We start from the raw sequence: 13,746 nt of genomic DNA, 5'->3' as shown, positions 1-13,746 counted from the left end.
GATTCCTTATGAAAGGGGAGGTTTTTATGAACCGATATAAATCAGAGATGCGTTCGGCGCATATCCGTGTATCCGGGAGGGAGACGGAAAAGCACAGGAAGACGGGCTGGCGGCAGAAAAGAAAGGACAAGGTTATATTTTATGGCGTCTCTGCAACCATCATCTGCCTGCTCGTCTTTATCTGCGGGTTTACATGTTTGGATAAGTACAGCGGTGTCAAGGAACAGACAATGGATCGGGCAGATGCAGGCATGCCGGGAGCAGACGTTGCGGGTGAGAAGGCAGAAACGCTGCAGAATGGGCAGGCAGATGTGTCCGCATGGAATCTGAGGCTTGTGAATGCAACACATCCGATTACCGAAAGTTATCCTATTGACATTACGTTGCTAAAGAATGGACAATCCGTAGATTCGCGTATATATAGAGATTTGCAGGATATGATGGACGCGGCGAGGAGTGAAGGGCTTTCTCCTTACATCTGTTCTTCTTATCGGACGGCGGAAAAGCAGAGATTATTGTATGAGGCAAAGGTAGCGTCCTGCATAAAGGAGAGCGGCTCCAGAAAAGAGGCGGAAAAGAAGGCGGCCGTATGGGTCGCGCCGCCGGGTACGAGCGAACATGAGCTTGGTCTGGCTGTCGACATCGTGGCAGAGTCGTACCAGCTTCTGGACAAAGGACAGGAAGAGACGCCGGAACAAAAGTGGCTCATGGAACACTGCAGCGAATATGGATTCATCCTCCGCTACCCCACCGACAAAAGCGATATAACGGGCATCGGCTACGAGCCGTGGCATTACCGCTATGTGGGAAAAAAGGCGGCAGAAGAAATAACGAGGCAGGGAATCTGCCTCGAAGAATACGTGAATATGTGAAAAAACTGTGAACGGGGACGTGATCAAATTTAATTTTGTTACGTCCCCATTTGAGTTTTGACCTGTACCTAAACGTCGATTATACTTCCGGCAGACCGGCAAATCCTTTTGCCAGGTCGTCGTCGGACGGGATATAATCGGTCATTTCGCCGTTGTTGAATTTTTCATACGCCACCATATCGAAGTAGCCGGTCCCGGTGAGGCCGAAGACGATGGTCTTCTCTTCCCCGGTCTCTTTGCACTTCATCGCCTCATCCATGGCGGCCTTGATGGCGTGGCTGCTCTCAGGAGCAGGGAGGATGCCTTCGATACGGGCGAACTTGGTTGCGGCATCGAAGACTGCGGTCTGCTCGATGGAGATGGCTTCCATGAGCTTGTCATCGTACAACTGTGAGAGGACGGAACTCATGCCGTGGTAGCGAAGTCCTCCTGCATGGTTCGGCGACGGGATGAATCCGCTTCCGAGAGTATACATCTTGGCCAATGGGCATACCATACCGGTATCACAGAAGTCGTAGGCATATCTGCCGCGGGTAATGCTTGGGCAGCTTGCGGGTTCTACCGCTATGATCTGATAGTCCTTCTCCCCTCTTAACTTTTCGCCCATGAACGGGGAAATGAGACCTCCGAGGTTGGAGCCGCCGCCTGCACATCCGATAATGACATCAGGCGTTATGCCATATTTGTCAAGCGCCGCTTTCGTCTCCAGTCCGATGACCGACTGGTGGAGCAGCACCTGTGACAGGACGGAGCCGAGTACATAGCGGTAGCCGTCCTGTGAGACCGCAGCCTCGACCGCTTCAGAGATAGCACAGCCAAGACTCCCCGAAGTACCCGGATGCTCAGCGAGGATCTTGCGTCCGACATTGGTAGTCTCGGACGGAGAGGGGGTCACGTTGGCACCGTATGTCCGCATCACTTCCCGGCGGAACGGCTTCTGCTCATAAGAGCATTTGACCATGTATACCTGACAGTCCAGCCCGAGATACGCACATGCCATGGACAGGGCCGTACCCCACTGGCCGGCGCCGGTCTCTGTCGTCACGCCCTTGAGTCCCTGCTTCTTGGCATAATATGCCTGCGCGATGGCAGAGTTCAGCTTGTGGCTGCCGGAAGTATTATTGCCCTCGAACTTGTAATAGATCTTAGCCGGTGTCTGGAGCGCTTCCTCCAGGCAGTATGCCCGGACAAGCGGCGAAGGCCGGTACATCTTATAAAAATCTTGGATTTCCTGTGGTATTTCAAAGTAAGGCGTCGTATCGTCCAGCTCCTGTCTTACGAGCTCGTCGCAGAATACACCGCGAAGCTCCTCAAAGGTCATAGGCTCTAAAGTGCCTGGATTTAAGAGCGGTGCAGGCTTATTCTTCATATCGGCGCGTACATTATACCATTCTTTTGGCATCTCACTTTCTTCAAGGTAGATTTTGTAAGGGATTTTCTTTGCTTCTTTCATCATGTTTTCCTTCCTTTCATTTGAGATTGATAAATGCTAAGTCCGACAGAGAGGTTTAGCGCAGGTGTTTTCATCCCCCGGAGGGTTTTGGCTTTATAGGACGTAATTTCCTATAACGTAAAAAACTCCTGTCCTAAATCATTAGGACAGGAGTGGGTTCCTGCGGTGCCACCTAAATTCATTCTTTCGGCAGATAGGAAAAGAATGCGCTCAGACATGTACAGACATACATGTTCCATGTGATAACGGTTGGATTCCGTCGCTCCTACTTTGACACGATACATGCCATTTTGGTTTGCCCTCGCAAGTCCATTCACTGAATCGGATATTATCACGGTTCCACCATCACGTGACTCTCTGTAAATATACCGTTAAAGCTACTACTCTTGCTCATCGGTTCTTGATTTTGCTTTATTATAATGCAGTAATAAAGAAAAGTCAACACAATTTTTAGTTTTGAGATAATTTCATATTAAATGAGCTGAAATGTTGAAACGAAGGTTTCACGAGCACTGTTAGAGGAAAAATAGTTGAGATACATGAGGATAAGTATTAAAATTAAAATAAAACAATACGTAAACCATACAGGCACATGAGCGACTGAAGAACTAGTGAAAATGCAAGACAATATATAAAGATATAGGGGATAAGACATATGACAAATGTTTTAGAAGCACAGAATCTTAGTAAAGTTTATAAAACGGGTGAGGTAGAAGCTGCTGCAATCAAAGGAATTCATTTAGCTATCGAAAGGGGACTGTTTTATTCTATTATAGGAAAGAGCGGTTCCGGCAAGTCTACACTTTTACATCTGTTAAGCGGTCTTGATAAACCGACCAGCGGAAAAGTGCTGATTGAGGGCGTGGATATACATAAGTTAAAAGACAGCGAGCTGTCAAAATTACGCAGACAGAAGATGGGATTTGTTTTTCAATCCTATAATCTGCTGCCAGAATTTTGCGTGGAAGAAAATATAAAGATGCCTTTGTATCTTAATAAGAATAAACCTGATAAAAGATATATTAAAAAGATTATGGAAATGCTGGATATCGCAGACTTAAGGCTGAAATTTCCAAATCAGCTGTCTGGAGGTGAACAACAAAGAGTAGCGCTTGCCAGAGCGTTAGCAGCCAGGCCGAGCATAATTTTTGCTGACGAACCTACAGGGAATCTGGACGTGGAAACAAGCAAAAAGGTTATTTATCTTCTGAAGGCTATGCAACGTGAGTTTGACCAGACAGTGCTGCTTGTAACCCATGACATGGAAATTGCAGAACAGGCAGACAAATCAATTCGTTTACAAGATGGAATGATTATAGGATGAAAATACTATGAGAAAAATTGCTTTAAAAAGTATAAGAGGAAAAAAAAGAGAGACGAGGCTGTTGACAGGAATGCTGATACTGATTTATGCTGTCAATTTTATGCTCGTTATATTTGCAGGAAGTTTTGAAAAAACTTTAGAAGAGAACCGCTATGAGAAATATGGGGAATGGTCCGGAGCAGCCATAGGTGCTGACATTAATTTAAAGGACACTTTGGAAACTCAGAAAGATGTCTATAGTATAGGCGCTATGGAGACCGGTGGCAATGTACGTGTAGAGGGTAAGGATTGCGGCAAAGTTGGAACTGTGGACAAGACAGCGAGGGAACTTGCCCGTTTGGAGCTGGAAGACGGGAAATGGCCCGTGACAGAGACAGAGGCAGCGCTGCCGTCTTCAATTGTGAAACAGCTTGACGGAACTGTTGATATTGGTGATAAAGTATCTTTGGATTATGCTGAAGGAAGCCGGAAGTCTGGGAGAGAGGTCATTATAACCGGTATTATCAAGACATGGGGAACAGACTGGACAGTAGACAGGTCTTTGCTCCCATCTGTGATTCAAGGCAAGAATTCCAAGACAGTTGCCGAAAGTGATAATAGCATCACTTATTTTTTTAAAACTTCAGATATGAATGCAGGCAGTCTTAACAATCTGTCTGCACGGATTGGTCAGAATAGTGAGGCAGAGTTTGTTTTTAATGAAGAGGCGTATCCCGGGAATATGAGCCTGGCAGCTACACTGTCTGAGGACGGGAAACAGGTCATGTTTTTGATTCTTGTCTCTACTATTATTATCGGATATTTATTGACGGTGTTTGCAAAAAACGAGAGATACAGTCTGCTGATTCTCCGAGGTTTGGGAGCCGGAAGGGGGCAGATATTGCTGCTGACCTTGTGGAAATGTGTATATTTCCTGGGCTTCTCTGTACTTGCAGGAGCCATGATTGGTTCTGCAGGAAGTATTGCTTTATTGAGTATTGTCAAATCAGTAATGGGCATATCCGTATTTTATGAGATTAAGTGGCTGAACATATTGCAGATAGGGGGTGCCTGTGCTATTGTCTTCGTGATTGGATATCTGGGCATGGCAATGCAGGTCTGTATGATGGAAATCATGTCTTCATATAAGGAAGACAGCGAAAGATACGAAAAAAAGGTATTAGATATTAAAAGAGCTGAATATCATACGATAAAAAGCATGGTGAAGCGAAATAGAAGGTTCTATAGGGACAGGATCGGTTTTAGGGCCGGCATATCTATAATCGTTATTGTCATTTCAGCAGTCTGCACATACCTGTTTATAAAATCTGAGTCGGATTATCGTTTTTGGAAGGAACAGAAAGGATATAATTATCTGTTTCAAACGCCTGATCTGACAGAAGGAATATCAGATGTGGACATTGATAACATAAAAGATATTCCGGGCATAGAAACGGCAGAATACGAAAAGTTTCTCAACTGTTCAGGAAAGGAACAGATGATTACGATTAGCTGGAATGGCTGGAAGGACAGTGAATATGTCAGGACATACCGGCGTTACGCTCAAGTCCACAATAGTACAGAGCCGTACGATAAAGAGGGTGATTACTTTACACTCAATGAAATCCGGGGAGTCAGCCCGCAAGAGAAAGAAAGGCTGTCCGGCTATCAGGATGCGGTTGCTGACGGTGAGCTGGATGAGGATGCGTTTAATGAGGGGGAAGAATGCATACTGTTTTTATCTCCATATCAAATCCGGGATGTTGGCACGGACATCATCGATAAAGAGCCGGTTTATATAGACCCGGAAGGCTCGGTTGAGAAAAGACACATATATACATACGAAGAGGATAATCCCATACAGCCTGGAACATATATCAATATATCTTCTCCATGGGGGACGAGAAAGATAAAAGTAGGTGGTATCATATATGCCGCCCCACAGTATGGAGAACAGGTTATAGCCGTCGGGGAAAGATTCCTGGATAAACTTTGTGGAATTGAGGATGAAAACCTTTATAATTCAGTTCGATTTCCATATTCGGAGGATGCGGATTTTGAAGAAATGGACATTGCAATAGCAGATTTTTTCAGCACGATGCATAATGGTGAAGGGCTGGTTAACGAAAGAAACATATATGAGGAGATACGCGGACAGCTCGTTTCGGATATATTCCGCATGGTGGTAATTATAACGGCTGTATGGCTGCTGTACTTATTAATTATGTATCAGGGCAATGCGGGTCATCTCAATTATGAAAGAAAAAGGATAGGCATACTCCAGACTTTGGGAATAAGTAAATCCGATTTGAAGAAAATGTACTATTATGAATATCTATACGAGTCAGTCATTATTACAGGGGCAGGAGCGCTTATCTGTTCTGCTTGGTTTGTTTTCAGATTACGTGTCGCTACAAGTTTTGACAGCATGAAAACTTTTAAGCTTGCTGTAATGAGTAACACGGGAGATCTCTCCGATTTTGCTTTTTCTGTTCTGACAGCGGTTGTAGTATGTGCCGGAATTAGTCTGATCACGATATATGTACCGGTAAAACGTATACTCAGAAACAGTATCATAACTAATATCAGAAGACTGCATTAGCGCATTCATGTGGATGATGGGAAACAAGAGTATGAATGACCGCGTGCAGTAGTGGAACAGGGCGTGTTGAAGTTGGGAAACACGCCCTGTTTTTGGTAGGATGCTGCTTTTAACGGCATTATGGGTACTGCTTCAGAATCCGGGCTCTATTTGATTCCTATAGGTCCGGATCTGCTGCAGCCGTTGTCTGACAGGGGCTTCGGCTCCTTCTTCGGTAGGATGGTAATAGGTCGTGCCTGCAAGGCTGTCAGGCATGCACTGCATGTCGGTCAGCTTATCGGCGCTATCGTGGGCGTATTGATAGCCGACTCCGTAGCGCAGGTCTTTCATCAGCGCAGTCGGCGCATTGCGCAGCTGGAGCGGCACCGGCTCCGCCAGACGTTCCTGGGCATCCTTGCGGCATGTCTCATAAGCGACATACAGGGAATTGGATTTCGGAGCCATGGACAAGTAGGTCACGACATGGGTGAGGTGGACATTACACTCGGGCATCCCAAGGAAATGGCAGGCCTGATAGCCCGCCACGGCCAGAGGCAGAGCCTGGCTGTCCGCCATGCCCACGTCCTCGCTGGCAAAGCGCACGAGCCGCCGGGCGACATAGAGCGGGTCCTCTCCGGCCTCCAGCATCCGGGCCAGCCAGTATATGGCGGCGTCCGGATCGCTGTTGCGCATCGATTTGTGCAGGGCCGATATGAGATTATAATGCTCCTCCCCATTCTTATCGTAGAGCAGGGATTTCCTGCTGATACATTGTTCGATGGACGACTTCGTGACAAGCGTCTTTTCAGGGGTGATTTCCCCGTTGAGGACAGCCATCTCCAGCGTATTCAGAGCAGTACGCGCGTCCCCGTTGGCAAAGCCCGCTATCATCCGCAGAGAGTCTTCAGAGATATCCACATCCAGATTCCCGAACCCGGAAGGAGAGGCAAGCGCGTGGCAAAGCAGGTGAAGCAGGTCGTCCTCTGACAGGGCATGGAGCACGAACACCTTGCATCTGGACAGGAGAGCGGCATTGATCTCGAACGAAGGATTTTCCGTCGTCGCCCCTATTAGGATGATGCTGCCCTTCTCCACATACGGCAGAAACGCATCCTGCTGGGCTTTGTTGAAACGATGGATCTCATCGACAAAGACGAGGGTGCGGATGCCGGCATGCCGGTCCTTTTCCGCCTTGGTCATCACTTCCTTGATTTCCTTTATGCCGCTGGTGACAGCGCTGAAATCGATAAAATCGGCTTTCGTCCTTCCCGCGATGATACGGGCCAGCGTGGTCTTCCCGACACCCGGAGGTCCCCAGAATATCATGGAAGATATCTGGTCCTTGTCGATGAGCTGCCTCAGCAGCTTTCCGGGGCCGAGCAGGTGTTCCTGCCCGGCGAATTCATCGAGGCTTCCGGGGCGTAGGCGGCTGGCAAGCGGGGTGATTGCCCGTTCATTATCAAAAAGTGAAATCTGTTCCATCATACTGGCGGCTCCTTATCTACATGATAAATCTATATATTCTATTATACCAAACATACGTTCAGAATGGAATAGGAATTGGGAAAAAAGATGTGGGATGTTTGCAGTTGATACAAAGTCTCTGTATAATAGTAATATCAAACCATAATAAGCAGAAAGGGGAAGCATGAACAGAAAGATACGCTATCTGGCAGGAATCGCCGCCCTGCTGCTCTGCCTGCTGGCCGGGGGCTGTGGCGGTCCGGCAACGGGCAGTACGTCCGGCGGCGGAACCGTTCAGGAGACAGGAAGAAGGAATGAGACGGTCAAGGTAGAGGAGGCCGGCACATATACTTCAAAAGCAGAGGTTGCGGCTTATATTCATACCTATGGCCGGCTTCCGGATAACTTCATCACGAAGAAGGAGGCAAAAGCGCATGGATGGGACAGTAAAAAAGGGAATCTGGGCGAAGCTGCACCGGGGAAAAGCATCGGAGGGGACCATTTTGGCAATTATGAAGGCCTTCTGCCTGAGAAGCCCGGCCGGAACTATTATGAGTGCGATATTGACGGTGACGGCGGTTACCGGGGAGCCAAAAGGATTATCTATTCGGATGACGGGCTGATCTACTACACGGAAGACCATTATGAAAGCTTTGAGTTATTATACGAAGAAGAATGACAGGAGGGTTAAAATGAAAGAAGTTACACTGGACGCGGGCAGACTCTGCCAGAAGGAAGCGGCTCATGCATACCTGAAAGAGCGGCTTGGGCTCCCGGACTATTACGGTTCGAATCTGGATGCGCTCTACGATTGCCTTACGGAATTGGACGGTCTGAAGGTCATCCTGTCTAACAGCGCCGATGCCGATTGCTGCGCATCAAAAATAATAGAAGTAATGCGGGAAGCAGATATAGAAGTCGAATTGCGTTAATGCGCCGGTAATGTTATAATAATTGCAAATATTTAAGTGCAGGCCGGCCTTGCCGTCCAAGCAGAAGGATCAATGGCGGGGCATCTGCACACAGAGCGGAAAGGGGCACATTATGAAAGTCCAGATATGTATCGGAAGTTCCTGCCATCTGCGCGGGTCGGAGGCGATTGTAAAGACATTTGGCAGGCTTCTCAAAGAAGAGCAGATTGATGCACAGGTAGAGCTGTGCGGATCCTTCTGCATGGGAGCCTGTTCCAAAGGGGTAAGCGTGAAGATTGGAGAGGATATCTACCATGTAAAGCCGGAAGATGCAGAAGATTTCTTCCATGAAGTCATACAGAAGGAGGCGGCCAGGTGAGGGTAATTGATTTTAGAGATGCAAGCTGCAGACACTGTTATAAATGTGTGCGTAACTGCGAAGTAAAAGCCATATCTGTACAGAATGAGCAGGCGCATATTATGAAGGATCACTGTATCAACTGCGGACACTGCCTGGAAGTCTGTCCGCAGAATGCCAAGACATTTGCCAGTGATATGGAACGGGTAAAAGGCTATCTGAAGCAGGGGATGAAGACGGTCATCTCCATAGCGCCGTCCTATCTTGGCGTTCTGGAATATGGAAAGCCGGGGCAGGTGGTGGACGCTCTGCTAAGGCTTGGCTTTTATGAAGTGCGCGAGACGGCAGAAGGGGCCGCCCTTGTGACCCAGGAGTACAGAAAGCTGTTGAAGGACGGTAAGATGAAGAATATCATCACGACATGCTGTCCGAGCGTGAACGACCTGATTGAGAAGTATTATCCTGCCCTGACCAGTCAGATGGCACCGGTCGTGTCCCCCATGATCGCCCACGGACGTCTCATCAAAAGCATATACGGGGATGACACGAAGGTCGTATTCCTCGGGCCGTGCATCGCCAAGAAGGAAGAGGCGATCGGGGACAAGAGGGTAATCGGCGCGGTAGATGCCATCCTTACATTTGAAGAGATTACAAAGTGGTGGGCGGCGGAAGGCATCGACGTATCTGCATGCGAGGACAGGCCGGTCGGCAATCCGGACCCGCGGGTCAATAAGCTGTATCCTGTCGGAGGGGGAATCGTCAAGTCGATACTGGCAGATTCCGTGGAAGACAATTATTATAAAGCGTATGTAGACGGGCTGAAGCCTTGCATGGAGCTGTTCGAGGAGCTTACAAGGGGAGAGGTGGAGGACTGCTTCTTTGAGGTGAATGTCTGTGAGGGCGGCTGTATCAAGGGACCTGCCTCCGATAAATGGCAGCAGACGGTCATCAAGGCGAAGATGAATGTGGAAGACCAGGTCGGACACAGAGAGCCCGCAGAAGGGATTGCCTGCGGGAACATATCCATGGAAAAGGAATTCCATGACCGCCACGTGGCGGACAAGATGCCCGACAGTACCGAGATGCGGGAAGTTCTGAAGGCCATGGGCAAATATACGGCCGAGGATGAGCTCAACTGCGGGGCTTGCGGCTATCCTACATGCCGGGCTAAGGCTGTGGCGGTGTACCAGAGGAAGGCGGAGATAGGGATGTGCCTGCCCCATGCGCTCGAGCAGGCGGAGTCCATGTCCAACGTCGTCATGGATGTGACGCCGAGCATGATTCTTATCGTGGACAAGGACATGCGCATCAGGGAATGCAACAAGAAGGCGCAGGAGATGCTGGACGTCTCCCGGGAAGAAGCTCTGGAGCGGTACATATTCGAGTTCCTGGATGACAGGGACATATCAGAAGTGCTCCGTACGAAGCATCAGATCATACATAAGAAGGTGGGGCTTGAGTCCATCGGGATGACGGTCGTAGAGTCTATCATATATATTGAGAGCCTGGAATCCGTCCTTGTGACGTACCAGGATATCACGAAGGAAGAAAAAGCGAAAGAGCAGCACTATAACTTGAAGATAGAGACGGTGGAGATGGCGCAGAGGGTCATCGACAAGCAGATGATGGTCGCGCAGGAGATTGCGGGCCTGCTCGGGGAGACGACGGCAGAGACGAAGGTGACCCTGTCCAAGCTAAGAGATTCTATTCTTTTTGAAGAAGAAGGAGAGTAGCATGAATGTAAGTGTAGATGTGGCATGGAAGAGCCTGAACAAGCACGGGGAAGAGCTGTGCGGCGACAAGGTGGAAGTGCTCAAGACCGAAGATTCCGAGATCGTGATTCTGGCCGACGGCATGGGCAGTGGCGTCAAAGCCAATATCCTCGCTACGCTCACGTCCAAGATACTGGCTACCATGTATCTGGAGGGGGCGCCGATTGAGGACTGCGTGGAGACGATTGCGAAGACGCTGCCGGTCTGCAAGGTGCGGGAAGTGGCATATGCGACATTCAGCATCCTGCAGATATTCCACAACGGAGATGCGTATCTCGTGGAGTTTGACAATCCGTCCTGCGTGTTCGTTAGAGACGGTAAGGTGGTGGACTATCCCTACGAGGAGCGGGTGATAGAAGACAAGGTGATTCATCTGTACCGGTTCAAGGTGCAGCTGAATGACTGTTTTGTACTTATGAGCGACGGTGTCATCTATGCCGGCGTAGGAGAGCTGCTGAACTTTGGCTGGACTTGGGAGAGTATGGCGGAATACACGCTGAAATGTACGAAAGAGACGCTTTCGGCTTCCCGCCTGGCAGCCATGCTCAGCAAAGCCTGCGACGATTTGTACGGTCAGAAGCCGGGGGACGATACGACCATTGCCGTCACCCGGGTGATCGAACGGCGTATCGTCAATCTGTTCACCGGACCGCCGACGCAAAAAGAAGATGATGAGCGGGTGGTGAAGGACTTCATGCGCGGCGAGGGGAAGAAGGTCGTCTGCGGCGGAACGAGCGCCAATATCGTCGCAAGGGTACTGCGCAAGGATATTGTCACTTCCCTGAACTACGCAGATCCGAACGTACCGCCTACCGCGACGATTGAAGGGCTGGATCTTGTGACGGAAGGAGTGCTGACGCTTGGGAAAGCGCTGAACCTTCTGAGACGTTACGAACAGGATGAATTTGACGAGGCGTTCTTTGATGAGCTTGATGCGGAAAACGGGGCGGCGAAGCTGGCGAAACTGATGATAGAAGAGTGTACGGAACTGAATCTGTTTGTCGGAAAGGCAGTCAACACGGCACATCAGAATTCCAACCTGCCGTTTGACCTGAGCATCCGCATGAATCTTGTGGACCAGCTGAAAGAATGCGCAGAGCATATCGGAAAAAATGTTAATGTCAGATATTATTAGGAGCATATGCAGGGACAGGGCGCAGCGGGCGTTCCTGTCCCTGTCTGCATGTGTAACATTTTCCGTATTCATACGTGTATATGTTAAAGGGGGTGATAAAGTGGAAAAAGATCTGCTTGAACAAGTGTATATGAAGTATATGAAACCGGTATATCTCTATCTTTTTTCTCTTTGTCACAGCCGCGAGACAGCCGAGGATCTGACGCAGGAGACGTTCCTGAAGGCCCTTTGCTCCCTCGAACAGGCAGAGCTGGTACTTCCGTGGCTGCTTAAGGTGGCTAGAAATCTGTACATAGACCTGTGGAGAAGAGACCGCAGATTTGATGCCATAGAGGAGATGGCAATGACTGACGAGGCGGAAGAAGTGTTGGAACTGCTTATACAAAAGGAGCAGAACCGGAGATTATACGAGATGATTCTCCAGCTGGGCAGACGAGAACGGGAAGCGGTCGTGTTATATTACTTTGCCGGCCTTTCACAGGAAGAAATCAGCCGGCAGCTTGGAACAGGACATGGCAATACCCGGGTCATCCTTCACCGGTCCAAGCAAAAGCTTAAGAAGATGCTGGAGGAGACGGACGGGCGGCGTGCAGACGAAACGGATTCAGAAAGAAGGTGTGGCAGGTGAATTATGAAGAACGGTTCAGAAAATATGTAAAAGGAGAGATAGGGGAAGAGGAGAAGGCCCGGATAGAGGAGGACTTGAATAAGACAAGAGTGCTGCTGGAATATCTGGACAGCAGTATGGATGAGACGTTGTATGCTGAAGAAGAGGGGCCTGCCGGAGCGGAAAATAACGGAAGGGCAGAAAAGGGATGGGCTTACAATGAAATGGGCCGCAGGATATCCCGCGCGGTAAACAGAAAGCTGCGGCACTATGCGGTGCTGACAGGTGCGGTCGTGCTGCTGCTCGTATTTCTGGCTATCTATGCCCTGTCTCCTGTTATGGATGCCATATATTATAACCCGTCCAGTCCCAGAGAATCACAGCCCCCTCTTGATTTGAACATGGCGGTATATATGGAGCTTGTGTGCGGGGACAAAGGGTTCGCCTCCGTCAACGTACGCCCGGAGGGGTACGGAAGGCATTCCCTGGACGTACAGACGCAGATAAACGGCCGGATAAGCCATCATTATCTGGAACTGAATAAGAACCATCTCTACTGGACAGATATGAGCTGGAACCAGCCGGATCTTCCCGGAAATGCATTTACCTACTCTGTGGAAGACAGGGAGACATTCGCCGGAACGACAGCAGAGGAAGCTGCCGTAAAACTTCGCGGCTTGTCAGAATCTATGGTGGTTCGCGCTGCTCTGTCCTTCAAAGAGACAAAAGATACGGAGCAGCTTGCAGCGTTCATGAAAAAATACAGCGGAGAATATCTCTATGTTCCTTTCGAGACATATGAGGACCAGAGAGGAACCATGTCCGGCTACATGGGATACAGGCCGGATGCCGCAGGCTACGTAAGGACAGACAGCTATGACCAGAAAAGATACCCATACTTGGATCTGGCACAGTACGAAGAGGAGGGAGAGATAGACGCGGATGTACTGACGCAGCATGTCACCTCCATGCTAGCTTACATGAAAGATAACGAAGCGTTCGGACAGATATTCGCATCAGTCGTACCGGGGGAGAACGTATTCGACAGACAGCAGTATGAAGGTGCGCTGGATTACGTGCAGAAGAATGGTGTAAACGGATATGGCGTGGTGGTAAATGCCGGCAGGGACGAGCTGCTGCAAATGCTGTCAGATCCAGATGTAGACGGCATATACCTTATAGACGCTCAGCTAAAATTGTGAAAATTATGTGAATAGGGACGTAACCTTTTTGAATTTAGTTACGTCCCTAATTGACTTTTGACCTGTACCCGATTGATAAGTCAGCGGA

General features: G+C 49.0%; 12 protein-coding genes and 1 other annotated feature. Of the genes, 10 read left to right on the top strand and 2 right to left on the bottom strand.

All coding sequences use genetic code 11. The annotated features are described in order from the left end of the window. The first annotated feature begins 26 nt into the window (after positions 1–26). The gene (locus tag HJV72_RS04880; RefSeq protein WP_243765519.1) at positions 27–872 is read left to right on the top strand and encodes a M15 family metallopeptidase; all 846 of its coding nucleotides are present in this window, start codon (positions 27–29) and stop codon (positions 870–872) included. Between the two features lie 79 nt (positions 873–951). Here HJV72_RS04880 and HJV72_RS04875 read toward each other — a convergent pair whose 3' ends face one another. Further along, positions 952–2,328 carry a TrpB-like pyridoxal phosphate-dependent enzyme gene (locus tag HJV72_RS04875; RefSeq protein WP_330618798.1) on the bottom strand — a complete coding sequence of 459 codons (1,377 nt, stop codon included), beginning with the start codon at positions 2,326–2,328 and terminating at the stop codon, positions 952–954. 136 nt (positions 2,329–2,464) lie between these two features. Continuing rightward, positions 2,465–2,728, bottom strand: a binding site (T-box leader). Positions 2,729–2,980: 252 nt separating this feature from the next. On the opposite strand from HJV72_RS04875, the gene HJV72_RS04870 reads away from it, so the two are divergent. Together HJV72_RS04870 and HJV72_RS04865 are read left to right on the top strand one after the other, a co-directional pair. Beyond that, the gene (locus HJV72_RS04870; protein ID WP_208069186.1) at positions 2,981–3,649 is read left to right on the top strand and encodes an ABC transporter ATP-binding protein; all 669 of its coding nucleotides are present in this window, start codon (positions 2,981–2,983) and stop codon (positions 3,647–3,649) included. Between the two features lie 940 nt (positions 3,650–4,589). After that, the gene (locus HJV72_RS04865; RefSeq protein ID WP_208069184.1) at positions 4,590–6,230 is read left to right on the top strand and encodes an ABC transporter permease; all 1,641 of its coding nucleotides are present in this window, start codon (positions 4,590–4,592) and stop codon (positions 6,228–6,230) included. A gap of 132 nt (positions 6,231–6,362) precedes the next feature. Here HJV72_RS04865 and HJV72_RS04860 read toward each other — a convergent pair whose 3' ends face one another. Continuing rightward, a complete protein-coding gene (locus HJV72_RS04860; RefSeq protein ID WP_208069346.1) occupies positions 6,363–7,691 on the bottom strand; it encodes a replication-associated recombination protein A in 1,329 nt (442 codons plus the stop codon). 166 nt (positions 7,692–7,857) lie between these two features. Between HJV72_RS04860 and HJV72_RS04855 the strand changes: the two genes are divergently transcribed. From HJV72_RS04855 to HJV72_RS20120, 7 genes are all read left to right on the top strand, one after another. Further along, entirely contained in the window at positions 7,858–8,352 is a 495-nt protein-coding gene (locus HJV72_RS04855; RefSeq protein WP_208069182.1) for a ribonuclease domain-containing protein, read from the top strand. Positions 8,353–8,365: 13 nt separating this feature from the next. Then, positions 8,366–8,605: a barstar family protein gene (locus tag HJV72_RS04850; protein WP_208069180.1), complete on the top strand. Its 240-nt coding sequence runs from the start codon at positions 8,366–8,368 to the stop codon at positions 8,603–8,605. A 112-nt stretch (positions 8,606–8,717) separates the two neighbouring features. Beyond that, a complete protein-coding gene (locus HJV72_RS04845; protein ID WP_066578553.1) occupies positions 8,718–8,963 on the top strand; it encodes a (2Fe-2S) ferredoxin domain-containing protein in 246 nt (81 codons plus the stop codon). Further along, complete coding sequence (locus HJV72_RS04840; RefSeq protein WP_208069178.1) at positions 8,960–10,675, top strand: [Fe-Fe] hydrogenase large subunit C-terminal domain-containing protein; 1,716 nt, start codon at positions 8,960–8,962, stop codon at positions 10,673–10,675. Before HJV72_RS04845 ends, HJV72_RS04840 begins: the two co-directional genes overlap by 4 nt. A gap of 1 nt (position 10,676) precedes the next feature. Next, the gene (locus tag HJV72_RS04835) at positions 10,677–11,849 is read left to right on the top strand and encodes a SpoIIE family protein phosphatase (RefSeq protein ID WP_066578550.1); all 1,173 of its coding nucleotides are present in this window, start codon (positions 10,677–10,679) and stop codon (positions 11,847–11,849) included. Beyond that, positions 11,833–12,477: an RNA polymerase sigma factor gene (locus tag HJV72_RS04830; RefSeq protein WP_208069170.1), complete on the top strand. Its 645-nt coding sequence runs from the start codon at positions 11,833–11,835 to the stop codon at positions 12,475–12,477. Before HJV72_RS04835 ends, HJV72_RS04830 begins: the two co-directional genes overlap by 17 nt. Next, positions 12,474–13,658 (top strand): anti sigma factor C-terminal domain-containing protein, encoded by a 1,185-nt coding sequence (locus tag HJV72_RS20120; protein WP_208069169.1) that lies wholly within the window; start codon positions 12,474–12,476, stop codon positions 13,656–13,658. Before HJV72_RS04830 ends, HJV72_RS20120 begins: the two co-directional genes overlap by 4 nt. Positions 13,659–13,746 lie beyond the last annotated feature (88 nt).

Origin of the sequence: Extibacter sp. GGCC_0201, assembly GCF_017566055.1 — a bacterium.
GTDB lineage: Bacteria > Bacillota > Clostridia > Lachnospirales > Lachnospiraceae > Extibacter.
This window is presented reverse-complemented; position numbering and strand designations above follow the sequence as displayed.